The sequence below is a fragment of the Rhodococcus erythropolis NBRC 15567 genome (assembly GCF_001552595.1).
GTDB classification, from domain to species: Bacteria; Actinomycetota; Actinomycetes; order Mycobacteriales; family Mycobacteriaceae; genus Rhodococcus_F; species Rhodococcus_F erythropolis.
This window is the reverse complement of record NZ_BCRM01000001.1, coordinates 593,392-619,451: the sequence shown is the minus strand read 5'-3', so window position 1 is coordinate 619,451 and position 26,060 is coordinate 593,392. Positions and strand designations below refer to the sequence as shown.

The following is a 26,060-nucleotide window of genomic DNA, read 5'->3' as shown; positions in this document are numbered from 1 at the left end:
ACGAAACCACGGTCGACGACTGTGATCCTGATAAGTGATGATGTCCTGCGCATGCTCGCCTGAAGAATGAAGAATTCCCGTTGATCGGGAATCTTCCGGGCCGAGACTCGGCTCAAACCTGCTCAGGTGCAACCAAGGTTCCGGCGTCGCGCTCCGCCCGGTAATCCAGAGTCAGTTGGGCGTTGGCCTTGTCGGCCTTTCTGGTGATCACCTTGAGCAGCAGCACGATCAATGCTGCCGTCGCCAGCACCGCGGAGTACACCCCGATTGCCGGTGTGAAACTGTTGGTCGCGTCCTTGATCCAGCCGGTGACCTGTGGACCGAAATAGCCTCCGAGGTTACCCATTCCGTTGATGACACCGAAACCTGCCGCCAAGGCAGCGCCGGTAAGGAAGCTCGAAGGCATGGTGATGAAGATGCTCATCGAACTGTAGAGACCGATCCCGGCGATGCAGAATCCGAAGATGGCGACAACCGGTGTGGTGAAGAACAGCGCAGCAATAGCAAAACCGAGTGCTGCGACCGATGCGGCGATGGCGAAGTGCACGGGGCGCTCTCCGGCGCGGTCCGAATGGCGCGTCCACCAGATCATCGGTCCGATCGCAATCAGTGCAGGTAGTGCGGCAACCCATCCGATCTGATTGGTGCTCATCCCGAATTGCGCGTAAATCTGCGGCATCCAAATCTGGAAACCGTTGAGGCTGAAGGTGAAACAGATGAACACGGCGATCAACACCAGTACTCGTGGGTGCACGAGTCCCTGGAGGAAGCTGTGCTTACCGACGACCGCTTCGCGCTCTTGCGCCTCCGACTCGAGCGTATCGGTGAGCCAACCGCGTTCTTCCTCGGAGAGGAACTCCGCCTCGGAAGGCTTGTCCCGCAGAACCTTGTAGATCACAAACGCCATGACCACGGCGGGGACGCCGGTGAGAATGAATACCCATCGCCATCCGGAAAGCCCGAGAAAGCCGTCGATAGCCATCAGGTGTGTGGTGATCGGAGTACCCAGGCCGGAGATACAGATGAAGGTCACGATCCACGCCATTGCTTTGCCTCGATCCCGATTCGGGAACCACTTCGAGACGAAGAACAGCATGCCGGGCGAAAAGCCGGCTTCGGCAATACCCAACAGGAATCGTGCTGCCACCAATCCGCTGGCACCCTGAACGAACGCGGTTCCGATGGTGACCACGCCCCACGTGATCATGATTCGTGTGATCCAGCGCCGCGCACCGACCTTTGTGAGGATGTAGTTGCTCGGGGGTTCGCAGATCGTGTAACTCCAGAAATAGATTCCGGCCGCAAACCCGAACATCGAGGCCGATATTCCGAGTTCTTTGTTCATCGTCAATGCTGCAACGCCGATGTTCAATCGGTCGAGATACAGGACGATGTATGCCAATCCGATGACCGGCATGAAGCGGAGCATGACCTTCCGGACGGTCCTGGCCGGAAGGGGAAGTTGCTCGGTGACTGTTCTTTCGTGACGCATGATTCACCTCGTACTCATTCGAACACATCATTGTGATGGCTGACACAGAGACGATGCGGGTCGCGATTCGAACTTCACAGACACGATTCCCGATGATCGGTACTCGATTCGTGAGCAATCGACCGGCCGCGGTGACAAGAAGGCGGAGTGCCTGTCGGTTTCGACAGGCACTCCGCGCGGTGAAACATAGGCGTTCCGGGGGTATTCAGCCAGTCAGCTCGCTTTTGATCTCGTTCTTGAGAACTTTGCCGACCTTGGAGCGAGGTAGATCGTCCCAGACGATGACTTGCTTCGGAGTCTTCACACTTCCGATGCGAGACTTCACGAAAGCCATCACCTCGGCGCCGTCGATGTCTGCGCCGAGGTGTGGCTGCACCACTGCCACAACACGTTCGCCCCACTTGTCGTCCGGCAACCCGATCACTCCGCAGTCCTGAATCCCCGGATACGCCATGAGTGCCTGCTCCACCTCGACCGAATAGACGTTGAAACCGCCGGTGATGATCATGTCCTTCGCACGATCGACGATGAACAGGAAATTGTCCTCGTCCAGGTACCCGATGTCGCCGGTGTGATGCCAGCCGTGGGCTGACGCTTCCGCGGTTGCGTCGGAGTTCTTGTAATAACCCGCCATCACCAACGAACTGCGAATCACCACCTCACCACGCTCGCCACGTCCGAGCAGCGCGCCTTTGTCGTCCATGATCCCCACGGTCACCAGCGGCGACGGTCGACCCGCCGACGAAAGTCGTGACGTTGCGACAGTGCCGTCCGGGCCGAAATGCTCCTTCGGTGACATCGTCGAGATCATCATGGGGGCTTCACTCTGCCCGAACAGCTGAGCCATGACCGGTCCGATCTTGTCGATCGCCTCCTCTAGCCTGGTCGGGGAGATCGGTGCCGCGCCGTACCAGAAACACTGCAGCGAGCTACGATCCGTTACCGCGAGGTCCTCGTGCTCGAGCAACATGTAGATGAGCGTCGGCGGCAGGAAGGTGTGAGTCACCTTGTGCTTCTGAACGTTCGCGAGGAAGTACCCGAGATCGGGCTTCGGCATGATCACCACTTCGCCGCCGAGGGCCATGATCGGGAAGCACAAAACACCGGCGGCGTGAGTCAACGGCGCCAACGCCAGATACACCGGGCGCCCCTCGAATGGATAACTCATCAAAGTGATTGCGGTCATCGTCTCGATGTTGTGCCCGGTCAACATCACGCCTTTGGGGCGGCCCGTCGTACCACCGGTACCGACCAGCATGGTGACGTCGTCGGGCGCCGCGGCGTCGAGTTCTTCTTCCCCGAGCCAGCTTTCGAGGGACTGTGCCGAATCCCACTCGCCGTCGATACAGACGAGCGTCACCAACTGTGGAAGCGCGTCCTTGATCTGGTCGACAAGCGGCGCATAGGACTTCTGGAAGAACAGAGCGCGACAATCGAACAGATCCAACAGGTCTCGGTTCTCCGCAGCTTCGTTGCGGGGGTTGATCGGGCACCAGACCGCGCCAGCCCTACTGATACCGAATACGCAGGAGAACGAGATCGGGTCATTGCCGGACAGAATCGCGACCTTCTCGCCCGCCGCGATGCCCGAAGCCGCGAGCGAAGCTGCGAAGCGTCGGCTGAACTGTTGCACCTCGCCGTAGGAGAGAGTGCGCTCCCCCATCGTCAAACACGGTGCGGTGGAACCAAGAGAGGCTCCCTTGTCGAGATAGTCGGTCAAACGCATGGGGAGCCTCCAGGGCGGGGCTCCCGGCGCGATGCACGCCGGGAGCCGTGAACATGATAACGAGGGCGACGAGCTAGGCGTTGATGGTTACTTCCGGCTCCAGAGCCAGCCCGAAACTACGTAGCGCGCCAAGCAGTTCGCGATGGCCGAACGCCTGGCAGGCCGAGGCAAGCCCGGTCCGCTTGGGCGCCTGCTGAAGCAACGAATGCGCTGCATAGGCGTGCAGGAGGCCCGTCTGCTTGTAGTTGCAGTTTCCGTGAATCACGACGTGCGAGCGACCCAGCGGTCCCGACGCGTAGACGGAGTCGAGTGAGGTGTTGATGCGCGGATTTTCACGAGGGGGCATACCCGCCTGAACCGAACCGGCGATCTCGGCCAAGGCGGCTTCCTGCTCGTCGGCGGGCAGGGTCTTGATCTGCTCCTCCACGATCTTCTGTGTCGCGACAACACCTTCCATCACGGTGCGGTCGAACACCCCGCCCGCAGCCTTGACGTTGGAAACTCGCGGATCGTTCTTGAACCACACGGGGTGGCAAGTTCCGCCCCACGGCAATGCAAGCGCAGTTTCGTGCTGGCCGGGAACGACGACGTCGAAAGTCTGGCCGGGCGCCCACTGCACGTACTTGTTCTGCTCGAGGTAGTACCAGTTCGCTTTGAGGATGGTGAAGATCGTCTGAGTGGAGGCATAGGTGGGAAATCCCTTCCACAGCACGAGAATGTCGAGCGTATCGAGACCCGGCGTTTCCAGTGCGATGTTGGCCGCGATCTCACCGGTGGTGTACATCTGCGCGATACCGGGCGAGAGAAGCAGACCCTTCTCCTGGTACTTGTCGCCGAACTTCTCCTGGACGTCGAGTACCCAGTCCTGCTCACCGGTGGTGTCCATGTAGTGGCAACCGGCATTCAACGCAGCCTCGACGACGGTGCCGCCAAGCTTGATGAACGGCCCGACCATGTTGCTGACAACCTGTGCGCCGGTGAACAATTCGGTGAGAGCCTCGACCGTGTGCTCGACCTCGACGACCTCGTGATCGACGGTGTCCAAACCGGGGATCTTGTCGAGGACCTCTTGGATGCGAGCGGCGTCGCGACCGGCCGCGATGAACGGGATGTTGTACTCGCGCAGGTATTCACACACCAGACGGCCGGTGTACCCGGAGACGCCGTAGACGATGACTGGCTTCTTTTCGGACATGTTCGTGGAACCTTTCGAAAACGTGAGGAGGGTGTACGTACGAATGAGGAGGGCGAGTTACATGCCCATGCCACCGTCGACTGGTAGGCCGATTCCGGTGATGAATCGTGCCGCGTCGGAGGACAAGAACACCACGGCGTCAGCCATGTCGTTCACTTCACCGAGGCGGCCGAGCGGGGTGAGACCGATGACGTCGCCGACTGCCGCTTCGGCACTGGGCCACAGGCCGAGCTTCTCCATGTCCGCCGCGAGTCCGAGACCCATCTCCGTGGCGACGAGGCCCGGGTAGATGCAGTTGACGCGGACTCCGTAGCCGAGCTTGCCCGACTCGGCGGCGGCAACTCTGGTGAAGCGATCGACCGCGGACTTGGTCGCGGAGTATCCACTTATCCCGGGAAACGGAATGGTTGCGGCCACTGAAGAGATGTTGATGATGGAGCCGCCGGTTCCGGCTACGCCACCCGGACGCATGCTGCGCAGTCCGTGTTTAGTTCCGAGCGCTGTTCCGAGGATGTTGACCTCACACATACGGCGGATGTCGCCCGGATCGAGGTCAACCACCAGCGAGGAAATCTCGATGCCTGCGTTGTTGACGAGGATGTCGAAGCCGCCGAGAGTCTCCGCGGTGGCGGCGACTGCCTCTTCCCAGTTGGCGTCGTCGGTGACGTCCAGCTTTACGAACCCGGTTTTGACTCCGCCCGAACCAACGGCCTCTGCGGTGGCACGACCTTCGTCTTCGAGAACATCGCCGATCATCACCGACGCCCCCGCCTTCGCCAACGCCTCAGCCATTCCGGCTCCGAGCCCCTTGGCACCACCTGTGACCAGTGCTTTTCGTCCCTCGAGATCAAACACGCTCATTTTCGACTGCCTCCATGACTGAAACGACTCTCGCGATGCCACCGTTCACAGCGACGCTGCCAAGTGGTGTGAGTCACAGAGTATTCAACTTTGGACGAGTGTCAAGAGAAATCTTGACGACTGTCAAGATTTTGTTACACGCTCGTCAAAGACCAGGGGTTACACTGATTCGGACGCGGCGATCGTGCCGCTGTGGAAATCGCAGGGAACAGGACGTGCCATCGTGACCACGACAGTCGAGAAGCCAGGTGGGGCAGGAAAAAAGGCGGTTCCTGTCTCTTCGGAGAAGCGGTCCAACGCAGACAAGGTGTCACGTCGTCAGGTCGACAAATTCTCCGAGCGACGTGATCAACTGGCCGAGGCCGCACTGCAAACGCTGGCCGAACTGGGCTACGCACGCACGAGCCTGCGCGAAATCGCCCAGAATTCGGAGTTCTCACACGGCGTCCTGCACTACTACTTCAGCGACAAGGTCGATCTCATCACCCACTGCGTGCGCCACTACAAGGCACGCTGCGTCACCCGCTACGACGGCATCGTCGCCACCGCTCAGACGCCGGAGGAACTGAAAACGGGTTTCGGCGCGCTGCTCGCCGAGACCATGATCGACGAGCCGACGATGCACCGCCTCTGGTACGACCTGCGCGCGCAGTCGATGTTCGAGGAGTCGTTCCGAACCGACGTGGCCGCGATCGACGAGAGTCTCGAAAACATGATCTGGCGCATCGTCTCTCGCTATGCCGAGCTTCTCGACGTGGAGCCCTCGGTCACCTCGCCGGCGATGTACGCGATCTTCGACGGCCTGTTCCAGCAGAGTCTGCTGCGCCATCTGTCCGGTGATCAGACTGCCGCGAACTATCTTTCGGAGAGCGTCCAGCAGATGCTGCCCATGGTAGTGCCCACACCCTGAGCCGGCACCACGTCCTGAGTCGACTCAGCGAGCAGCGATGCCTTCCGCGACGTACCTGGCACCGCGATCGAATTCGCCGACCACGTCGTAATCGGCGTCTTGCCGCCAGAAGCGGACCAACGCTCCGTACGTACCGCCGATCATCTGCGCGAGAAACAGCGGCGGGTAGTCCGATCTCACTTCGCCGGCTTCGATACCGGCAGTGACGATCCGCAGAAGTTCCACATGGAACCGATGATCGTGTGCCGCCCCCGCTCCGGAGGAGGCGAAGTCGCGCTCGAGTTCTGCAGTCACCATGCGCAGATAGCGCGGATGCATGATCGCTTGTTGCGCAAAGTCCTGAAAAATCCGGGAGATCCGATCAGAGGTCGGCATCGGAGATTCCATGAGCTGATCCACCAGTGCCGCAAGCTGATCGAGATGATCACTGTGCAGCGCCTCGAGAACCGAGTCCTTGCCCTGGAAGTAATTGAAGAAGGTGGCTCGCGACACCTCGGCTCGCTCGGCGATGTCGTCGACGGTCGTGCTGGCGAAACCCTTTGCCGAGAACAGAATTCGAGCAGCTAAGAGCAACCTGTCGTTGGTATCGCGCTTGTTCTGTTCTCGTTTGGAAATCACGTCGACCTGCCTTTCTCCGCCTCAGGACACAGTCTTCGCCACAGTCCGGAATGTGTCCAATGTCGGTCTCGCCAGTTGACGCACCACCCCCTCGATAGATGGACTACAGTCCAATTATGTCGACTGTTTCCACAGAACGCCACGACCGCGTTCTCATCGTCAGAATCGAACGCGAAGAACGTCGTAATGCGATCAATCGTGAAACTGCCGAGGGAATCGAAGCCGCACTGAACCTTCTCGACGACGACCCTTCTCTGTGGGTCGGCATCATCACCGGAACCCCCAACATCTTTTGCGCCGGAACCGATATCCGAGAGCGAGCCGACCTTCGCATGCCTCGCGGCGGTGAGTACGGCGTCATTCGGCGTCAGCGAAACAAGCCTTTGATCGCCGCAGTGGAGGGATACGCGCTGGGCGGCGGCTTCGAAATCGCATTGGCCTGCGATCTGATCGTCGCTTCCGCCACAGCCCAATTCGGTCTGCCCGAAACCAAACGCGGTCTGGTTGCGACGTCCGGTGCGCTCTTTCGGGCGCCACGTGCCCTTCCGATCAATGTCGCTCGCGAACTCCTGATCACCGGGCGCACTCTCGATCCCAATCGGGCCAAAGATCTCGGCGTCGTCAATGCAGTGACTGCCCCGGGTAAGGCGCTCGACGAGGCTCTGGTGATGGCGGCCGAGATCTGCGAGTCCTCTCCGACCTCGGTAAGCCTGAGCCTGAAGGCAATCGACGCTCTTTACGCCGAGGCCGATACTGCCGGATGGACCATCACCGACGACGCCAAGGACGCGGTGCTCCGATCGCCGGACATCGCCGAAGGACTCGACGCTTTTGCGAGCCGTCGGACGCCGCAGTGGAGCGGACTGCCGCCCACATGAGCGACCACGATCCGAGACGGATTTCCTATAGGGCTGGTCGGAAAGGGTGGGAACCGGTTACAGTCTCTTCCGTGACGGGAATTGGCGCATACGAGACGGGCACGCTGCTGACGCGGCGACGCCATGTCGATTTTGCGCACGTCTGTACATCCGGGTGTCCGATCTACTGATCGGACCTACGACGTGAGCGCCGCTCACGTCGATACTCGTATGTACACCCAGATCAGGGGACATTTCTGTCATGACCACCGCTTCGATCTCGCACCTGAGTTCCGTCGTAGCAGCCAATGCCGACGCCATCGACAAGGACGCAAGCAAAGCGCACGTCGTCTTCAAGGCATCCGCTCAGGCGCACGACGCCGTTGCCAGCACCATTTCTCTCGGTAAGTACACCGTCGAGGTCGACGAGCCGCCGGCCCTCGGCGGCGAGAACACCGCAGCCAATCCCGTCGAGTACTACCTCGCATCCCTGCTCTCCTGCCAGGTGGTCACCTACCGTGTGTGGGCGGACAAGCTCGGTATCGCGCTCGACGACATCTCGGCCAGGGCAGAAGGCGACCTCGACGTTCGTGGATTCTTCGGATTCGACGATGCCGTCCGCCCGGGATTCTCCGAGGTTCGCGTCGTGGTGACCCTGACCGGTCCGGAAACTCGCGAGCGATACCTCGAGTTGCAGGAGACGGTCGACGCCCACTGCCCCGTACTCGATCTCACCCGAAATCCCGTCCCAGTGCATACAGTCGTCGAAACCGCCTGACCCGCACCAACCCACCTTCACCACGGAGTATGAATTCATGAGCGAGAACACCCCCGTCGACACCGATCCGACCGCCGATTGGTCGTTCGAAACCAAGCAGGTCCACGCCGGACAGGGCCCGGACAGCGCTACCAACGCTCGAGCGCTTCCGATCTACCAGACCACCAGCTACGTCTTCGACAACACCGACCATGCGGCGGCGCTCTTCGGCCTCGCCGAGCCGGGCAACATCTACACCCGCATCATGAATCCGACGCAGGACGCCGTCGAGCAGCGCATCGCCGCTCTCGAAGGCGGAGTCGCGGCTCTGCTGGTTGCGTCCGGTCAGGCCGCCGAGTCCTTCGCGATCCTCAACCTCGCCGAGGCCGGGGACCACATCGTCTCCAGCCCTCGCCTGTACGGCGGCACGTACAACCTCTTCCACTACACGCTGCCCAAGCTCGGCATCACCGTCGACTTCGTCGAGGACCCGGACAACCTCGATCACTGGCGTGAGGCGATCCGTCCGAACACCAAGGCGTTCTACGGCGAAACCATCTCCAACCCCAAGAACGACGTATTCGACATCCCCGGCATCAGCGCAGTCGCCCATGAGCACGGCATCCCGCTGATCGTGGACAACACGGTTGCAACTCCGTACCTCATTCAGCCGCTGAAGCACGGCGCCGACATCGTCGTCCACTCCGCCACCAAATACCTTGGTGGACACGGCACCGCAATCGCCGGCGTCATCGTCGACGGCGGCACGTTCGACTGGACCCAGGGACGCCACACCAACTTCACGACCCCCGACCCCAGCTACCACGGCGTCACCTTCGCCGATCTCGGTGCACCCGCCTACGCCCTCAAGGCACGCGTTCAGCTTCTGCGCGACCTCGGCTCGGCCATCGCACCGTTCAACGCCTTCCTTATCTCGCAGGGCATCGAGACACTGAGCCTGCGCATCGAGCGCCACGTGTCCAACGCCCAGAAGGTCGCGAAATTCCTCGAGGGCCGCGCCGAAGTCACGTCGGTCGCGTACGCCGGACTGGAATCCTCACCCTGGCACGAGCGTGGAAAGCAGCTGGCTCCCAAGGGAACCGGCGCCATCGTCGCGTTCGAGCTCGCCGGCGGAGTCGACGCAGGCAAGAAGTTCGTCAACGCACTGACGCTGCACAGCCACGTCGCCAACATCGGTGACGTTCGCTCACTCGTCATCCACCCCGCGTCGACGACGCACTCGCAGCTCACCCCCGAGGAGCAGCTCGCTTCGGGTGTCACCCCGGGGCTCGTCCGCCTCGCGGTCGGTATCGAAGGAATCGACGACATCCTCGCCGACCTCGAAACCGGTTTGGCAGCAGCAGCTTCCTGATCGAGCACACGAAAAAGCTCGGTCCCGACAGGCGTCGGGACCGAGCTTTTTTGTTGCGTCAGAACTAGCTCTTGGGAGTGAACGCGGCCAGCGGTTCACTGTCGGACCAGTCATGGCCCCAGTAGCTGTCCGCCGTGATTTCCTCAGCGGTGTAGAAGGTTTCGTCGACAAGCGTGCCTTCACAACCGAACTCGAGATCCCAGCCACCGGGTGCGCGCACGTAGAACGAGACCATCTTGTCGTTCGTGTGGCGACCCAACGTCGAGGAGATCGAGAAGCCGAGCTTGGCAACACGATCGAGAGCCTGACCGACGGCGTCGAGAGTCTCGGCTTCCATCATCAGATGCACGAGACCGGGTTCGTCAACCGGCGGCGCCGGGCACAGCGCCAGGCTGTGGTGGCGCTGGTTGACACCCATGAAGCGAACGCGGCGAGCCGGCGGCGGCGCATCGATTCCGCCGAGACGGATGGAACCGCGCGGGAGGAATCCGAGCACCTCGGTGTAGAAGGTGTACGCCTCGTCGAAACGCGTAACCGGAAGCACCACATGGCCGAGTCCCTGATCACCGGTGACAAAGCGGCCGCCGTGCGGGGTGACCAACGGGCTGTGGTCGAGTACCGGTCCGAAGAAGACCTCGACACGGTTGCCGTTGGGATCGTCGAATGCGATGACCTGCTCGGCATCGCGGTAGCTGGCGTCGACCTCGGAAAGAACCTCGACCTCGACTCCGGCCTTCTCGACCTCTTCACGAACACGCTGGAGCGCGAACTGATCTCGCACTTCCCAGCCCACTGCGAGGGCCTTGTCCGTCTCACCGGGCAGGACAATCAGTCGCGCACGACGCTCGTCCAGGCGCAAGTAGAGGCCGTCGGCTTCCGGGCCACTACCGACCGCGAGGCCGAGTCCGTCGACCACGAGCTCGCGCCAGCGAGCCACGTCCTGCGTTTGGATCCTGAGATACCCCAGGCCCCGAATTTCAGTCATGCCTAACCGTCCTTGCTTCGAGAGTGATTGTGGGACTAGATCATCGAGCGGTGGATGCCCTGCGGTTCGCCACCGATCTGCGAGAGCGTCGACGCGTGGAAGATGGAACCGGGTACGTGGATCGCGTGCGCGAGACCGGCATGCGCGTCACGCCAGAACCGCTGCATCGGCGTGTTCAACTGCAACGCGCCACCACCGGAACGAGCAAAGATCTCGTCCACCGCCCGCACCGCCCGCCACGCCGCAGCAGTCTGCGTACGCCGACCGATCGCACGAAGCTCGAACGAAACTTCCTGCCCCTTCTCGGTCATGTCCCAGAAACGATCCACCGTCTCCAAGATCGCAGCCCGAGAAGCAGCGATCTCGGCCGCAGCCTCACCGATCGCGAACAACACGTACGGATCTTCCTTGATCGGAACACCACTGACCGTCACACGCTCACGCTGCGCCGCCATGTTGCACGCCAACGCACCCTCCGCGATACCGATCAACGACGAAGTGATCCCCAACGGGAAAATGCAGGAGAACGGGAACTTGTACAACGTCTCCGTACGGCCCGCTTCCTTCCACGCCGTCCCGTCGTACACCTTTCCGGCGTCGATCGTGCGGTAGGTGGGCAGGAACGCGTCCTTGACGATCAGATCCTTCGACCCCGTACCGCGCAGCCCCACGACATTCCAGCTGTCCTGGTCGATGTCGTAATCGGAGCGCGGCAGCAGTACGTGCAGGTGCTTCGGCGGCATCAACGGCTTACCGGACTCGTCACCGACCATCGCGCCGATCATGATCCAGTCACAGTGATCGGTACCGGAGGAGAACGACCAGCGCCCGTTGAGGATGTAGCCACCCTCGACCGGCCTCGCCACGCCCATCGGCGCATACGGTGACGCCATCCACGTATCGGGATCGGTTCCCCACACCTCTTCCTGAGCCTTGCGGTCGAAGAACGCAAGCTCCCACGGATGAACACCGACGATGCCGCTGACCCAGCCCGTGGCACCGTCCATCGCGCCGATAGCCATTGCCGTCTCGGCGAATTCACGCGGATGTGCCTCGATGCCTCCGAATTCCTTCGGCTGGAACATCCGGATGACGCCGGAGTCGCGCAGGCGCTTCGCGCTGCCGTCCGTCAAGCGCATCAGCTTGTCGCCCTCGACTCCGTCGGCGCGGATCTCGTCGGCGAACTGTGAGATGTTGTCCAGAACCTGACCCATGATTTTTCCGGCTTTCTGGTTTCGCTACCCGGCGAGTGCCTGGGCAGAATGAAAATCTGTTGGTGAAACGGTGGCAGGTAGCCCGCCGAAGTGCAGAAACGCTTCCCGGTGAGTGGGAGCACCCCCTGTGCGCCTTTTTGGTAGTGGGAGCTACCAAAAAGGCGCACGGGGGCGAAGCCCCTTACTTGCCTTCTGGACGCGTCAGGAATGCCAGAACGGACGCGACCCAGGCGTCACGGGCTTCGATCATCGTCCAGTGTCCGCAGTTGGGGAAGATGTGAACTTCGCCGTTGGGGATGTCGCGCATCGGCAGTATCGCCATGTCCACGGGGCTGACGCGGTCGTCGCGTCCCCAGGTCAACAGCGTCGGCGCCTTGATCTTGTTCAGCTGCGCCCAGTACGGCACGGCGGTCGACGCAGCGGCAGCCGCGCCCATGGCGGCCATGGCCTTGCTGCTGTACATCCGTCGGGCGATCTCGAGCGTCGTCGGCTCGGTGGCCAGGGCCCAACGCTCTTCGATGAGCTGCTCGGTGACGACGGCGCGGTCGAAGACCATCGAATGCAACCAGCGGACGAGAGCTTCGCGAGTGGGGTTGTCGGTGAACTCCATGAGGAGTTTGATGCCTTCACCGGGGCCCGGCGAGAAGGTGTTCTTTCCCATGCCGCCGATGGTGACGAGCTTGCTCACCCGGTGCGGTTCGTCGATCGCGACCTTGGTGGCGACGATGCCGCCCATGGAGTTGCCGATCATGTGGACAGGTCCGAGGCCGAGGCCGTCGAGGAACATCCCCACCGATGCCTGCGCCATCATCATCGGGTGGTCGGGGCCGGGATCGCTGACGCCGAATCCGGGGAACTCGAGAACGTAGCAGTGGAAGTGCTCCGCGAAGTCCGCGAGAACGCCGCGGTAATTACGCCAACCCGTGACACCGGGGCCCGAACCGTGCAGCAGCAGGAGCGGCGGGCCGTCGCCGGCTTCGTGGTACCGGAGCACACCGAGATCGGTCTGCAGTTCCTTCAGGGTTCCCTCGTAGCTCAGTTCAGTCGTCATGGTCCGAACGGTGCCATCAGTACCGCTGAGCTGCTATGACTCGTCCCGATCAGCGAGACAAGTCGATCAAAATACGTCAGATCCAGTGGTCGGACGACGCTGCCAGCAGGCGATCCATCGTCTCCGCCGAGAACGTATTGGTCGGAACGGGAGGCGTCTTGCGGCCGCGTCGAGGAGCACCCAGTTCGGGGTACAACGTCCGCGAGACCTCGCGAGCCGCGTCGACGACCAGCGGAGCAACTCGCTCGAGCTGAGCGGTCCGCATGTCACCACACAACGCGATGCTGCCGACGGGACCCTCGTGTCCGCGAATTGCCGAAGCCACACATGCGACTCCACGCGCCGACTCCCCGCGTTCGAAAGCCAGTCCCCGACGCTGACGGATGCGGTTCAGTTCCTGATGGAGCACGGCGACGTCGGTGATGGTGTTCTCGGTGCAGCGGGGAAGTGCCGACCCGAACAGAGCGTCGACGCGCTCGGGGTCGATCCATGCCAGCATCGCCTTGCCGCCGGCCGTCGAATGAGCGAGCACTCTGCCGCCGACGCGGGACGGCAGCGCCGCGGCGAATCGTCCGCCGACCTTGTCGAGGTAGACGCTCTCGCGTCCGTCGAGCACCGACAGGTGAACGACCATGCCGGTCTGCAGGTGCAGTTCGTGCAGAAGCGGTGCTGCGGCTTCGCGGATCTGGCTGTGGCCGCCGTCGCCACCACCGAGGCCGAGCGCGCGGCGCCCGAGGCAGTAGCCGAACGATGCGTGATCGACCCAGTCCAGCTTGACGAGCTGATCGAGAATGCGGTGGACGGTGGACCGCGGCAACTGAGTGCGGCACGCGACTTCTTCCAGCGTCAGCCGCGCGGCGCGGCCGTCGAAGGCGTCGAGAATCAATGTCATCCGCTCGACCATCGACGGCGGCAGATCCTTCTTGGGTTGCCCGGCGGCGTTCTGGACGGTGGACAGTGTGTCGTTCATGTCAACGATGGTCATGGACGCCTCCCGAAAACTGGAATTGATTCTACCGACTATAACCCAGGTCACAGTTTCTGGAAAGTGAATCGGTCGTTTCGATCCCGATCAGCGGTAATTCACCCGCCGCCGCGTCGGTGGGAGCGCTATAAACGCCCGATGCACCTGGGAATCGTCACGCCGGTCCTGATTCAGCACCCGAGCACGCGTTCGGAGTGGGAGGCGAGTGCTGACATCGGCGAGATCGCCACAGTGGCTGCCACGGCGGATCGACTCGGTTTCCATCATCTGACCTGCAGTGAACACGTGGCGGTTCCCGAAGAAATTGCCACCGAACGCGGCGGAACCTATTGGGATCCGCTCGCCACGCTGGGTTACCTGGCCGCACGCACGTCGCGGATCCTCCTGGCGACGCAGGTGCTGGTACTGGGTTATCACCACCCCCTCGAGATCGCCAAGCGCTACGGAACGCTTGATCGCGTCAGCAACGGACGTCTGATACTCGGTCTCGGAGTGGGGACCCTGAAACAAGAATTCGATCTCATAAATGCTCCGTTCGTCGACCGAGGAGCACGTGCCGACGACGCTCTGGCAGCACTTCGAGCATCACTGTCGACTCCGACTCCGGAGTATCACGGCGAGTTCTACGACTACTCCGGATTTGTCGTCGAACCCCATGCCGTCCAGAAACGTGTGCCCCTCTGGATCGGCGGCCGGACCAAGAGATCGTTGCGCCGGGCCACCACACACGGCGACGGGTGGGTGCCGTTCGGGCTGCGATTCTCCGAACTGAAGGAAATGCTCGACGCCACGACGCTCCCCGACGGATTCGACGTAGTGCTTCCCGCCGGTGCTCCGCTCGACCCCCTCGGCAATCGCGAATCCGCCCTTCGCGCCTTGACACGCGTCCGTGACGCCGGGGCGACCATAGCCAGTTGCTCGGTCGGCGCTCGAAGCGTCGAGCACTACTGCGAACAACTCGAAGAACTTCACCGAATCGCCCTCGCCGAGGGCTCTTCTTTCACCACTTCCTGATTTGCCGACAATCCAATGCAAAGGACGTACCGATGACCGACTCGACCGCCCTGATCGAATCTCTGCTCGCCCGAGTGGAATTGCTCGAGGACAAGCTCGCGATCACCGAACTGCTGACCACGTACAGCCCTGCCGTCGACAGTGGATCAGCCGACGAGGTCGCGAACCTGTGGCTCGAGGACGGTGTCTACGACGTCGACACCGGCGCGATGCACGGCCGCGGCGAACTGCGTGCGATGGTTCACAGCGCCTCTCACCAGAACTGGATCATGAACGGCGCGGCTCACATAATGACGCCCGCGCACATCCGCATCGACGGCAACAAGGCCGTCGCGACCTGCCATTCGCAGTTGGTCATCAAGGACCCCGAGAACCCGACGGGGTTCAAGGTCCTCCGTATCACCGCGAACCGTTGGGAACTGATCAAGACCGACGGCGAGTGGAAGGTCGAACTGCGTACCAACGCGCTCCTCGACGGCCGACCCGAGGCCCGCGCTCTCCTGGCCGCCGGGGTGACTGCCTAACCCCTGTGCGCGGTTAGGGACCCTCTGGGGTCGCTGACCGCGCACAGCTGTTGAAAGTTCGGCTCCCCGAACTCTATAGTTCACATATTCGAACCAACAGGTCCGAGCACGTGTGACCAGGAGACCGATGAGCACCAGTACGCAAGAGCCGACGACTCCGCGCCGACGACCTACGGGAAGATCCATCGCCCTGCTCGGTCCGGCGTTCGTCGCGGCAATCGCGTACGTCGATCCGGGTAACGTCGCCGCCAACCTGACCGCCGGCGCGAAGTACGGCTACCTCCTCATCTGGGTACTGGTACTCGCCAATGCAATGGCCGTCCTGGTGCAGTACCTCTCCGCGAAACTCGGGCTGGTCTCCGGCAGATCCTTGCCCGAAATGCTGGGTCAGCGCCTGCGTAAGAACAACCGCCGCGCCTTCTGGCTCCAGGCCGAGATGATGGCGATCGCAACCGACGTCGCCGAAGTCATCGGCGGCGCAATCGCACTCAACCTGCTGTTCAACATCCCGCTCTTCCTCGGCGGGTTGATCACCGGATGCGTGTCGATGGTGATCCTGACGATCCAAAGTCGGCGCGGACAGCGCACTTTCGAGTTCGTGGTCATGGGATTGCTGGCCATCATCACCATCGGCTTCCTGACCGGGCTCGCCTTCACCGACGTCTCCGGCAGCGAAGCCGTCGCCGGGTTGGTCCCCCGCTTCGAAGGAACCGAGACCGTACTGCTCGCCGCCAGCATGCTCGGAGCAACGGTCATGCCGCACGCGATCTACCTTCACTCCGCATTGGCACGTGATCGCCACGGCCACATCAAACCCGGGCCACGGTTGCAGCGACTACTCAAAGTCACCCGTTGGGATGTCGTCGTCGCGTTGATCATTGCCGGTGGCGTGAACATCGGCATGCTGCTTCTGGCCGCTTCGGCGCTGCGCGGAGTACCCGGCACCGACACCATCGACGGCGCGCATGCCGCGATCGAGAATTCACTCGGTCCGGGCGTAGCCGTGGTGTTTGCGATCGGACTCCTCGCCTCCGGACTCGCGTCGACCTCCGTGGGGTGCGCGGCCGGCGCCGAGATCATGCATGGTCTTCTGGCCATTCGCATTCCGGTGATCACACGCCGAATCGTCACTCTCATCCCGGCACTGATCGTGCTCGGACTCGGCGTCGACCCGACGCTGGCACTCGTGCTCAGCCAAGTGGTCTTGAGCCTGTGTATCCCCTTCGCGATCATCCCGCTGGTGCGAATGACCTCGGACTCCGAACTCATGGGCGACGCGCGCAATGCCCCGTTCACGACCGTCGCGGCATGGATTGCGGCCGGCTTGATCGTTGCACTCAACGTCGCTCTGCTGGTTCTGACGGTGACAGGCTAGAGCACCGGAGCCACCCAACGCGTCCCTCACAAACGCGCTGGATGGCTCCGGCCGGACTAGGAAACTTGCTCGGCGAGAGTGGCCTTGGCCCAGCGATAGTCGGCCTTTCCGCTGGGAGAACGCCTGATCGACGGAACGTTCATGACGGTGCGCGGCACTTTGTACCGAGCGACCTGCGACGCGCAATGCTCACCGATCTCGGCAGCGTCCGGGACGTCGAAGCCTTCTCGGGTCGTGATGACCGCAGCGACGCGCTCACCGAACTTCGCATCCGGAATTCCCGCGACCAGAGCGTCGAGCACCGCCGGGTGACTCTTGAGTGCCTGCTCGACCTCTTCGGGGTACACCTTCTCCCCGCCGGTGTTGATGCACTGAGAACCACGCCCCAGCAGGACGATCGAGCCGTCGGCTTCCACGCGCCCGACGTCGCCGAGCACCGACATCCGCACCCCGTCGATCACCGGGAACGTAGCCGCGGTCTTGACCGGATCGTTGAAGTAACCGACCGGCACGTGACCACTGCGAGCGATGTAACCGGTCTCGGGCGATCCCGGCTCCAGCGGCCGCATCCTTTCGTCCACGACGCGGGTCTCGTCGCGAGCGGCGATGCGCATCAGGCCGTCTTCGCCGATTTCGAGATTGCCGTCGACGCCCGACTCCGAGGAGCCGAATCCGTCGCGGATCACCAGGTTCGGAAGTATCGACTTGAGCTGCTCCCGCAGTGAGAGCGAGAACAAGGCCCCGCCGGACGAGACCATGCCGACCGTACTGAGGTCGTAATCTGCTGCGTTTGCTGCCAATTCGTCTGCGAGCGGACGGGCCATCGCGTCTCCGACGACGGTGATGGAGACGGCCTTCTCACTCCCGGCGAGCTGCAGGGTCGTCTTCGCGTCGAACCGCGCCATGAGAATTGCGTTGGCGCCCATGAAGAATCCGGTGAACAGCGAGTACGACGCCGCACCGTGCATCAGGGGTGCGGTACTGAGCATGTTCATCGCGGGAACGTTCGGCACCGCGGCGAACAGAGCCTGTGCGGTCGTGTGCGGCGGACCGAACGGATTTCCGCCGGTGAGCGCCGCGAAGTAGAAGTCTTCATGACGCCACATGACACCCTTGGGCATACCCGTCGTGCCGCCGGTGTAAATGACAAAGAGGTCGTCGTTGCTGCGGGGCGCGAAGTCACGAGTGGCGGGCTGCTCCGCGGCGGCGTCGGCAAATCGAACGACGTCGACGCCTTCGATATCGCGGACGGCTGACTCGCCGACGACAACGACGTGCTTGATGCCGGGCGCGGCCGGGAGAACCGTCTCCACGACGGAAACGAACTCCTCGTCCACGATCAGTGCCACCGACTGCGAATCGTTGTACAGGTAGGTCAGTTCGGCGTCGACGTAGCGATAGTTGACGTTGATCGGGACCGCACGAATCTTGAGGCAGCCGAGCAAACTCTCGACGAACTCGACGCTGTTGCGCATGTGCAGAGCGACGTGATCGCCCGGCCCGACACCGACACTCGCCAAGTGGCTGGCAATGCGGTTCGATCCCTCGTCCAGTTCGACGTAGGTGCGACGACGGCCATCGCACACGAGCGCCGTGCGGTCCGGAATCAGATCCGAAATGCCCTCGTACAGATCTGCCAAATTCAGTGACACTGCTGGTGCCTTCCTTGATGTCCGGCCCGGTGAATTCGGGGCCGACCGTACTGCGTTTTCGGTGAGAACTATCCGACCCTGGAGCCGACGAATGCGGCCGAGAACTGAGCGGATCGGTGGTGACGCAAACGCGTACGCGGTGGGATCGCCGCGTCGACCCAAGGTGGCATGCAGCGCTCGTGACCCAGATCACCGCTCCCGCTGAGTGAGACTGCCCCTCAGTTGGTCAAACTTCTGCTCAAAACTAGAACTAATTCTGATTTCGCTCGAATGATTTTTTCGGAAAGACTGCCGAACTCTCGACTTCAAATTAGAATGAATACTAATTTTTCTGTACCTACCCGGCAGACCGGATCGAAGGAGCACGACATGACGCAATCACTGAGCTTGGAAGGCAAAGTTGCCGCCGTCACCGGCGCCGGCGCCGGCCTGGGTCGCGCCGAAGCACTCGGACTCGCGGCTGCCGGTGCAGCCGTCATCGTCAACGACATGGGTGCAGCGGCCAACGACGTGGTCGACGAGATCAAGGCCGCAGGTGGACAGGCACTCGCCATCACCGGCGACGTCTCCGACTGGTCGCTCGGCGGGCGCATCATCGAAGAGGCTGTCAAGAACTTCGGATCCTTCGACATCCTCGTCAACAATGCAGGCATCCTGCGCGACAAGATGATCTTCAACCTGACCGAATCCGATTGGGACGACGTCATCCGCGTGCACCTCAAGGGCCACGCCGCCACCTCGCACGCAGCCGCAGTCCACTGGCGCGCAGCCAGCAAGGCAGCCGACGCACCGGTCTACGGCCGCATCATCAACACCTCTTCCGAGGCCTTCCTCTTCGGCAGCGCCGGACAGCCCAACTACTCGGCAGCCAAGGCCGGCATCACCGCTCTGACGCTCTCGAGCGCAGCAGGTCTCTCCCGCTACGGCGTCCGCACGAACGCGATCTGCCCCCGTGCCCGCACCGCCATGACGGCAGAAGCCTTCGGCGAGAACAACACCGGCGTCGTCGGCCTCGATCCGCTTGCACCCGAGCGCGTCGCGACCCTGGTCAGCTACCTCGCATCCCCCGATTCCGACGAGATCAACGGACAGGTCTTCGTCGTCTACGGCAAGATGGTGGCGTTGATGGAAGCACCCAAGGTCGAGAACCGTTTCGACGCAGCCGGATCCGCGTTCACCGTCGAAGAACTCGGTGGCCAGCTCTCGTCTTACTTCTCCGGCCGTGGGCCGTACGAGACCTACGCTGCCTACAGCATCGCCGGCCTCGAAAAGATCGCACTTGCAGTCGACGAGACCGCAACAGTTTAAGCAGCACTTACGAAGAGGAGCGTTTTCATGAGGTTGAACGGCAAGGTAGCGATCGTCACCGGCGGCGCCGGTGGAATCGGTCGCGCTATCACCCGAGTCTTCGCCCGTGAAGGCGCGAAGGTCCTGTTCGTCGACATCAACGACGAGCAGGGCCAGGCCCTCGAACAAGAACTGGCCGGCTCCGGCAAGTTCCTGAACGTCGACCTTGCTGCCGCCGGTTCGGCCGAGCAGATCCGTGACGCCGCGCTCGAGGCTTTCGGCAAGCTCGACATCCTGGTGAACAACGCTCACGCGTCCCGTCAGGCTCCGTTGCTCGAAACCACGCAGGACATGTTCGACCTGTCCTTCAACACCGGTTTCTACCCCGTTGTCCACCTCATGCAGGCGTGCCACGACGAACTCGCGAAGACCAAGGGTTCGGTCGTCAACTTCGCATCGGGTTCAGGTTTGGACGGAATGCCCACCCAGACGTCCTACGCTGCGGCCAAGGAAGCTGTGCGAGGCCTGACGCGCGTCGTCGCCAACGAGTGGGCGCCGGAAGGCATTCGGGTCAACGTGGTCTGCCCGTTCGCCGCCACCGAAGGCGTCGTCAAGTGGCAGGAAGCCTTCCCCGAGCGCGCAGCCGCATCGGTTGCCAAGGTACCTCTCGGACGCATCGGTGATCCCGAAACCGACATCGCTCCCGTCGTGGTATTCCTGGCGAGCGAGGATTCCAAGTACATGACCGGACAGACGTTGATGGCCGACGGCGGCAGCATCAAATTGCGCTGAGCGAAATACTTCTCGGTGGGCTCAGCTCACCGAGAAGAGTTTCGCAGCGTTGTCGTGCACGACGGCTCGCAGCCATTCGTCTCCGAGATCGAAGCGCGTAACCGCTTGCAAGGCTGTGAGATACGGGTACGGAATGTTCGGGAAGTCGCTACCGAACAGAATCCGGTCCTGCATGTCGACGAGCCTTGAAACGTCTGCCTTCGGGAAGGCGCACTGCTCTTCCGTGAAATCGGTGAACGCCATGGTCGTATCCAGGCGGACGTTGCCGTAAGCCTCTGCCAGATCGAGGAATTCGCTGTACTCGGGCATCCCCATGTGGGCGACGATCAACGACAGGCGCGGGTACCGTGCGAGCAGCGAAGCAATGCGATCGGGTCCCGTGTACTCCCCCGGCGCCGGTCCCGATCCACAGTGAATCACGATGGGCGTCTCGGAGTCCTCGAGCTGACCCCAGACCTTGTCGAGCAGAGGGTCGTTCGGGTCGTAGTTTCCGACCTGGATGTGGGACTTGAAGATTCGCGCGCCCGACTCCAGAGCCTTTCCGACGTACGACGCCGCCGACTCCTCGGGGTAGAACGTGGCCGTGTGCAGGCAATCAGGTGTTTGCGCGGCAAATTCGACGGCCCACTGATTGAGCCACTCGGCCATCGCGTGCTTGTGCGGGTAGATCATCGACGTGAAAGCCCGGACACCGAACTCGCGGAGACGGTGTACCCGCTCCTCCTCGGCAAGTCGGTACGCGATCGGCCATGGTCGACCGATCATCGGTCCCGCTGAATCGAAGTAGCCCCACACCTTGTCCATGACGCTCTTCGGCATGAAATGGGTATGGACGTCGATCACGCCAGGAACACCCAACTCGCGCCAGAAAGCCCGAACCTCGGCGATCTCCTCCGGTCCGGTCGATGGGACCTCTTCGGTACACACGTCTGACACCCCTTTCGTTCGCTCGACCATACCGAGTGCCGTCGCGCTCACCGGGACAGGTCGTTGACGGCCCGCGCTGAGCACCCGAATGTGAACCCATCTTGCCGATCACCGTTGGAGGTTGAATGTCTCAGGCCGAGTCCGAAGTGGGATCGATCAGTGCCGTCGAGGAACTGCTCGCAATCGAGGAAATCAAACGTGTCTTCGCCGCGCGCCTACGCTGCATGGACACCAAGCAGTGGCACGTCTACCCAACCCTGCACACCGCAGACGTCGTCAGCGAGACGTGGGGCGGACTCCCGACAGACAAGCAACCCAAGACCGGTGACACCTCGAACCAGGTAGTGGGCATCGACAAACTCACCGCGGCAATTCGGAACATGCTCGACGGCGACATCCCCCTCACCACGGCGCACCACGCACACACTCCCGAAATCGTGCTGACCTCACCCACCACCGCAACCGGTATCTGGGCGATGGAAGACATGCTGTGGTGGAACGACGGCGAGAAAGAACTACACCTGCACGGCTACGGCCACTACCACGAGGAATACCGCAAAGAAGACGGCAAGTGGCTGATCAGCTACCGAACCCTCACCCGGCTCCGTGTCGACCAGGACCCCGGATTCTTCCGATTCATGAAAGCGCTGTGACGAAGTGACCAACCCGCTGTTTCAACCGCTCCGCATCCGTTCGCTCGAATTGTCCAACCGCATAGTCATGTCGCCGATGACGCGCACGTACTCCATCGAGGGCGTGCCTGGCCGCGACGTCGCCGACTATTACCGCCGACGCGCCGAGGGCGGTACCGGACTGATCGTCACCGAAGGCGTCGCGATCGATCACGAGACTGCTGTCGACCACGCCAACGTCCCCAACCTCCACACTCCCGCTGCTCAGGCCGGATGGCGCAAGGTAGTCGACGACGTGCACGCTGCTGGCGGCAAGATCGTGCCTCAGCTCTGGCACGTCGGGCCTCTGTGGGGCGCGATGACGCAGATGGACCCTTCGCTCAAGCCGATGCGTCCCTCGGGCGAGTGGGGTCCGCTCGGCGTCACCTCGTACTCCGCGGCCTACGTCGAACGCGCGCAGGCGAGCACCGAAGCGATGACCGAGCAAGACATCCAGGACGTCATCGACGCGTATGTCCGTAGCGCGAAGCACGCCGTCGAACTCGGCTTCGACGGTATCGCGATCCACGGCGGTCACGGCTACCTCCTCGATTCCTTCTTCTGGGAGGGCACCAACCAGCGCGACGACGCGTGGGGCGGCGACCTGGAGCGTCGAACCAAGTTCCCGGCCGCCGTCGTCGCTGCGATCCGCGCGGCCATCGGACCGGATCTGCCGATCATCTATCGTTTCTCGCAGCACAAGCAGCAGGATTTCACCGCGAAGATCGCGGAGACCCCCGAGGAGTTGGGCGTCATCCTGGGCGCGCTGGTCGACGCCGGAGTCGACGTTCTCGATGCCAGCATCAGGCGCTTCGACGTCCCCGCCTTCGAAGGCAGCGATCTCTCGCTGGCCGGCTGGGCGAAAAAATTGACCGGCGCCGTCACGATGGCCGTCGGCAGCGTCGGTATCGGAAAGTCGCTGCGGGACAGCCGTATCGAAGGCGTCGCCCCTGTCGTCGACAACATCCCACAGCTCGAGGAGCGCATCGGCAGTGGAGAGTTCGATCTGATCGCGATCGGCCGTCTCCACCTCGCCGATCCGGCATTGGCGACAACCCTGCGCGACGGTAGTCCGCTGCCGGCCTTCGATCGAGCGGTGCATGAGGGCAGCTTGATCTAGGGGCTCCGCCCCTGTGTTGATCTAGGGGCTCCGCCCCTGTGCGCCTTTCCGGTAGTTCGCACTACCGGAAAGGCGCACAGGGCCGAAGGCCTTTATGTTCGACCCATGACTACTTTCAACGCCTGGGTCGCCCGCGAAAGCGACGGCACCATCGACTTCGCCCCCGAAACCGTCGACGAATCCTTCCTCCCGGCAGGTGAGGTCACCATTCGCGTCGAGTATTCGAGCGTCAACTACAAGGACGCGCTCGCGGTCACGCCGAAAGGCGGGGTGGTTCGCGAGTACCCGATCGTCCCCGGCATCGACGTCGCCGGCGAGGTCATTGCCTCCGAGTCCGACGCATTCGCCCCGGGAGACAAGGTCGTCGCACATGGCTACGAGATCGGGACCGCCCGCAACGGCGGCTACGCCGAGATCGCCCGTTTGCCTGCCGAGTGGGTCGTGAAGCTCGACGGCATTTCCACCGCCGACGCTGCTGCGATCGGCACGGCAGGATTCACCGCAGCCATGAGCGTCCAAGCCATTCTGGCCAGCGGAGTGAAGCCCGCCGACGGTCCCGTCCTGGTGACGGGCGCGAGCGGCGGAGTCGGCACCGTCAGCGTCGACCTTCTGGCAAGCGCAGGCTTCGACGTGGTCGCCTCCAGCGGTAAGCCAGGCGCGGCAGACCTTCTGACGTCACTCGGTGCGTCTTCGGTGATCGGCCGGCTCCCCGAAGATCCCGACGCCAAGCCTCGCCCGCTCGGAAAATCTCAGTGGGCGGCGGCCGTCGACTGCGTCGGTGGAAAGACCCTCGCTCACGTTCTGAGCACGATCAACTACGGCGGTGTTGTGGCCGCCAGCGGATTGACCGGCGGCGCCGCGCTGCCTACGACCGTGCTGCCGTTCATTCTCCGCGGAGTCTCACTGCTGGGCATGGACTCGGTATTGATGCCGATCGAACCCCGTCGCGCGCTGTGGGGCCGTCTGGGCTCCGACTTGGCCCCACGTCATCTGAAGGAGATCACGAACCTCGTTGCCGTCCGTGACGTCGTCTCGGTGATCGATCAGGTACGCGAAGGCAAGTACACCGGCCGGGCACTGGTTCAGGTTGCCGACGGTTTCTGAACCGCTCAGAAAAGTGTGAACAGATCTGCCGGTTCTTCGGCCGTCGTGGACTTCTCCTTGTAAGGGGAGTTCACGGCGGTCGGTTCCTTCTTCACCGGGGCAGCAAGCGGGACCGATGCGATGTCCCCCGAGACGATGGCGCGTGCGGCTTCGCCGGCCAGCTTGTCTGCCATTTCGTTGTAGTGGTTGCCGACGTGCCCGCGCACCCAACGAAAGCGCACCGGACCGACTCGATCGGTGATGGCTCGGTCGATGCTCTGCACCAGTTCCAGGTTCTTGACCGCCCCGCCGCTCGCGGTCTTCCAGCCCTTGCGCTTCCAACTCGGCAGCCATTCCGACGCGCACTTGATGGCGTACTGCGAGTCGGATTCGATGAGCAGAGGATCAGCACCGGGATGGGCGACGACGGCCTCGAAGAGCGCACGCAACTCGGCAATCTGATTGGTGCCGGACGCTTCTCCGCCGGACATGCTCGGACCCTCGTGATTGACCCACGCCCAGCCGATAGCCCCGCCGGGGTTTCGCAGACAGGATCCGTCGGTGCTCACGATGATCATGGCTCGGACAATACGTTGCGCCACCGACACACGCCTTAACGGAGGATGGACGGTGGCGATACGCTGACCTCGATGACGCCGCTATCTCCGGTCGACGAAGTCACGGTGACTTCTCAGCGACCGCTCGATGCCGCGCTGACGCTCAGCCCGCATCAGCGCGGACCCGGCGACCCCGCACAACGACGGTCAGCCGACGGAGCGATCTGGCGAGTTTCCCGCCAACTTTCGGGTCCTGTGACCTACCGCATCACGCAGTCGGATCGCCATACGGTCCGGGTACAGGCCTGGGGTCCCGGCGCCACGGAATTTCTGACCGGCGCCGAAGCTCTGCTCGGTCTCGACGACGAGGCCGAAGATTTTGCGCCCGAGCATCCCAAGCTCGCCGAAGCTCATCGACGCTTCCCTCATCTGCGCATCGGCCGCACCGGACGCGTCATGGAAGCCCTCGTTCCCGCGATCCTCGAGCAACGCGTCCACGGCATCGACGCGTTTGCCGCATGGCGCCGGCTGCTGACCAAATTCGGGGAGCGCCCACCCGGCCCCGCGCCCGACGGAATGCGAGTTCCACTCACCGCGGACCAATGGCGACGAATGCCGTCGTGGGAGTTTCATCGCGCAAATGTCGATCCCGCGAGATCCAAGACGATCGTTCAGTGCGCTCGGGTCGCCGACCGCCTCGAGCAGGCGTCATCGTTCCCCCGGGCCGAAGCGACCAAACGATTGCGAGCGGTGCCCGGCGTCGGGATCTGGACTGCCGCGGAAGTGGCTCAGCGCGCCTTCGGCGATTCGGACGCACTCTCGGTCGGCGACTACCACCTCGCTGCGGTCGTCGGCTGGTCGCTCCTGGGTGAACCGATCGACGACGCCCAGATGGTGCAGTACCTCGCTCCCCTCCAACCGCATCGATACCGTGCCGTGAGGCTTCTGCAGGTCAGCGGCCAAGCCGTCAAACCCAAGTTCGGTCCGCGAACTGCCGTTGCCGACCACCGCTGGCACTGAGCACCAGGAGATAAA

25 protein-coding genes are annotated in these 26,060 nt (G+C 62.6%); 13 read left to right on the top strand and 12 right to left on the bottom strand.

Going from position 1 to position 26,060, the window contains the following annotated elements; all coding sequences use genetic code 11:
* Positions 1-112: 112 nt before the first annotated feature.
* From RE4_RS03020 to RE4_RS03005, 4 genes are all read right to left on the bottom strand, one after another.
* Positions 113-1,492, bottom strand: a complete 1,380-nt coding sequence (locus RE4_RS03020) for an MFS transporter (protein WP_019745369.1) — start codon at positions 1,490-1,492, stop codon at positions 113-115.
* 205 nt (positions 1,493-1,697) lie between these two features.
* A complete protein-coding gene (locus tag RE4_RS03015; protein WP_019745370.1) occupies positions 1,698-3,218 on the bottom strand; it encodes an AMP-binding protein in 1,521 nt (506 codons plus the stop codon).
* A gap of 73 nt (positions 3,219-3,291) precedes the next feature.
* On the bottom strand, positions 3,292-4,413 hold the full coding sequence (locus tag RE4_RS03010) for a DUF5938 domain-containing protein (protein WP_060937961.1): 1,122 nt from the start codon (positions 4,411-4,413) through the stop codon (positions 3,292-3,294).
* 57 nt (positions 4,414-4,470) lie between these two features.
* Positions 4,471-5,274 (bottom strand): SDR family NAD(P)-dependent oxidoreductase, encoded by an 804-nt coding sequence (locus RE4_RS03005; protein WP_019745372.1) that lies wholly within the window; start codon positions 5,272-5,274, stop codon positions 4,471-4,473.
* Positions 5,275-5,581: 307 nt separating this feature from the next.
* Here RE4_RS03005 and RE4_RS03000 point away from each other — a divergent pair, with 307 nt between their 5' ends.
* A complete protein-coding gene (locus RE4_RS03000) occupies positions 5,582-6,184 on the top strand; it encodes a TetR/AcrR family transcriptional regulator (protein ID WP_060938248.1) in 603 nt (200 codons plus the stop codon).
* Between the two features lie 24 nt (positions 6,185-6,208).
* Here the strand turns inward: RE4_RS03000 and RE4_RS02995 are convergent, their stop codons facing one another.
* Positions 6,209-6,802, bottom strand: coding sequence for a TetR/AcrR family transcriptional regulator (locus RE4_RS02995; protein ID WP_019745374.1), 594 nt, complete (start codon positions 6,800-6,802; stop codon positions 6,209-6,211).
* A gap of 116 nt (positions 6,803-6,918) precedes the next feature.
* Here RE4_RS02995 and RE4_RS02990 point away from each other — a divergent pair, with 116 nt between their 5' ends.
* The 3 genes from RE4_RS02990 to RE4_RS02980 all read left to right on the top strand — a co-directional run bounded on the left by RE4_RS02990 (position 6,919) and on the right by RE4_RS02980 (position 9,788).
* Positions 6,919-7,680: an enoyl-CoA hydratase-related protein gene (locus tag RE4_RS02990; protein ID WP_031330800.1), complete on the top strand. Its 762-nt coding sequence runs from the start codon at positions 6,919-6,921 to the stop codon at positions 7,678-7,680.
* A gap of 241 nt (positions 7,681-7,921) precedes the next feature.
* Entirely contained in the window at positions 7,922-8,437 is a 516-nt protein-coding gene (locus RE4_RS02985) for an OsmC family protein (RefSeq protein WP_019745376.1), read from the top strand.
* A 37-nt stretch (positions 8,438-8,474) separates the two neighbouring features.
* Positions 8,475-9,788 (top strand): bifunctional o-acetylhomoserine/o-acetylserine sulfhydrylase, encoded by a 1,314-nt coding sequence (locus RE4_RS02980; protein ID WP_019745377.1) that lies wholly within the window; start codon positions 8,475-8,477, stop codon positions 9,786-9,788.
* A 64-nt stretch (positions 9,789-9,852) separates the two neighbouring features.
* Here RE4_RS02980 and bphC read toward each other — a convergent pair whose 3' ends face one another.
* From bphC to RE4_RS02960, 4 genes are all read right to left on the bottom strand, one after another.
* Positions 9,853-10,773, bottom strand: coding sequence for a biphenyl-2,3-diol 1,2-dioxygenase (bphC, locus tag RE4_RS02975; RefSeq protein WP_020909199.1), 921 nt, complete (start codon positions 10,771-10,773; stop codon positions 9,853-9,855).
* A 35-nt stretch (positions 10,774-10,808) separates the two neighbouring features.
* Positions 10,809-11,987, bottom strand: a complete 1,179-nt coding sequence (locus tag RE4_RS02970) for an acyl-CoA dehydrogenase family protein (protein WP_060937960.1) — start codon at positions 11,985-11,987, stop codon at positions 10,809-10,811.
* Positions 11,988-12,168: 181 nt separating this feature from the next.
* Positions 12,169-13,038, bottom strand: a complete 870-nt coding sequence (locus RE4_RS02965) for an alpha/beta fold hydrolase (RefSeq protein ID WP_019745379.1) — start codon at positions 13,036-13,038, stop codon at positions 12,169-12,171.
* A gap of 76 nt (positions 13,039-13,114) precedes the next feature.
* Positions 13,115-14,023 (bottom strand): IclR family transcriptional regulator, encoded by a 909-nt coding sequence (locus RE4_RS02960; RefSeq protein ID WP_020970849.1) that lies wholly within the window; start codon positions 14,021-14,023, stop codon positions 13,115-13,117.
* 138 nt (positions 14,024-14,161) lie between these two features.
* Here RE4_RS02960 and RE4_RS02955 point away from each other — a divergent pair, with 138 nt between their 5' ends.
* The 3 genes from RE4_RS02955 to RE4_RS02945 all read left to right on the top strand — a co-directional run bounded on the left by RE4_RS02955 (position 14,162) and on the right by RE4_RS02945 (position 16,936).
* Positions 14,162-15,037, top strand: coding sequence for a TIGR03619 family F420-dependent LLM class oxidoreductase (locus RE4_RS02955; protein ID WP_060937959.1), 876 nt, complete (start codon positions 14,162-14,164; stop codon positions 15,035-15,037).
* 32 nt (positions 15,038-15,069) lie between these two features.
* On the top strand, positions 15,070-15,561 hold the full coding sequence (locus tag RE4_RS02950) for a nuclear transport factor 2 family protein (protein ID WP_060937958.1): 492 nt from the start codon (positions 15,070-15,072) through the stop codon (positions 15,559-15,561).
* A 127-nt stretch (positions 15,562-15,688) separates the two neighbouring features.
* Positions 15,689-16,936 carry an Nramp family divalent metal transporter gene (locus tag RE4_RS02945; protein ID WP_019745383.1) on the top strand — a complete coding sequence of 416 codons (1,248 nt, stop codon included), beginning with the start codon at positions 15,689-15,691 and terminating at the stop codon, positions 16,934-16,936.
* A 56-nt stretch (positions 16,937-16,992) separates the two neighbouring features.
* Here the strand turns inward: RE4_RS02945 and RE4_RS02940 are convergent, their stop codons facing one another.
* Positions 16,993-18,588, bottom strand: a complete 1,596-nt coding sequence (locus tag RE4_RS02940; protein ID WP_060937957.1) for an acyl-CoA synthetase — start codon at positions 18,586-18,588, stop codon at positions 16,993-16,995.
* A gap of 369 nt (positions 18,589-18,957) precedes the next feature.
* Here RE4_RS02940 and RE4_RS02935 point away from each other — a divergent pair, with 369 nt between their 5' ends.
* Both RE4_RS02935 and RE4_RS02930 read left to right on the top strand, forming a co-directional pair.
* The gene (locus tag RE4_RS02935; protein WP_007729451.1) at positions 18,958-19,896 is read left to right on the top strand and encodes a 3-oxoacyl-ACP reductase; all 939 of its coding nucleotides are present in this window, start codon (positions 18,958-18,960) and stop codon (positions 19,894-19,896) included.
* Between the two features lie 27 nt (positions 19,897-19,923).
* Positions 19,924-20,667 (top strand): SDR family NAD(P)-dependent oxidoreductase, encoded by a 744-nt coding sequence (locus RE4_RS02930; protein WP_019745385.1) that lies wholly within the window; start codon positions 19,924-19,926, stop codon positions 20,665-20,667.
* A 21-nt stretch (positions 20,668-20,688) separates the two neighbouring features.
* On the opposite strand, the gene RE4_RS02925 is transcribed toward RE4_RS02930, so the two are convergent.
* Complete coding sequence (locus tag RE4_RS02925; RefSeq protein ID WP_003940342.1) at positions 20,689-21,594, bottom strand: amidohydrolase family protein; 906 nt, start codon at positions 21,592-21,594, stop codon at positions 20,689-20,691.
* 125 nt (positions 21,595-21,719) lie between these two features.
* On the opposite strand from RE4_RS02925, the gene RE4_RS02920 reads away from it, so the two are divergent.
* The 3 genes from RE4_RS02920 (at position 21,720) to RE4_RS02910 (ending at position 24,489) form a co-directional block, all read left to right on the top strand.
* The gene (locus RE4_RS02920) at positions 21,720-22,247 is read left to right on the top strand and encodes a nuclear transport factor 2 family protein (protein WP_019745387.1); all 528 of its coding nucleotides are present in this window, start codon (positions 21,720-21,722) and stop codon (positions 22,245-22,247) included.
* Between the two features lie 4 nt (positions 22,248-22,251).
* Entirely contained in the window at positions 22,252-23,385 is a 1,134-nt protein-coding gene (locus RE4_RS02915) for an oxidoreductase (protein WP_019745388.1), read from the top strand.
* Between the two features lie 105 nt (positions 23,386-23,490).
* The gene (locus RE4_RS02910; RefSeq protein ID WP_042952982.1) at positions 23,491-24,489 is read left to right on the top strand and encodes an MDR family oxidoreductase; all 999 of its coding nucleotides are present in this window, start codon (positions 23,491-23,493) and stop codon (positions 24,487-24,489) included.
* Between the two features lie 5 nt (positions 24,490-24,494).
* On the opposite strand, the gene RE4_RS02905 is transcribed toward RE4_RS02910, so the two are convergent.
* On the bottom strand, positions 24,495-25,046 hold the full coding sequence (locus tag RE4_RS02905) for a ribonuclease H family protein (RefSeq protein WP_007729467.1): 552 nt from the start codon (positions 25,044-25,046) through the stop codon (positions 24,495-24,497).
* A 45-nt stretch (positions 25,047-25,091) separates the two neighbouring features.
* Here RE4_RS02905 and RE4_RS02900 point away from each other — a divergent pair, with 45 nt between their 5' ends.
* Positions 25,092-26,045 (top strand): DNA-3-methyladenine glycosylase family protein, encoded by a 954-nt coding sequence (locus RE4_RS02900; RefSeq protein ID WP_060937956.1) that lies wholly within the window; start codon positions 25,092-25,094, stop codon positions 26,043-26,045.
* Positions 26,046-26,060 lie beyond the last annotated feature (15 nt).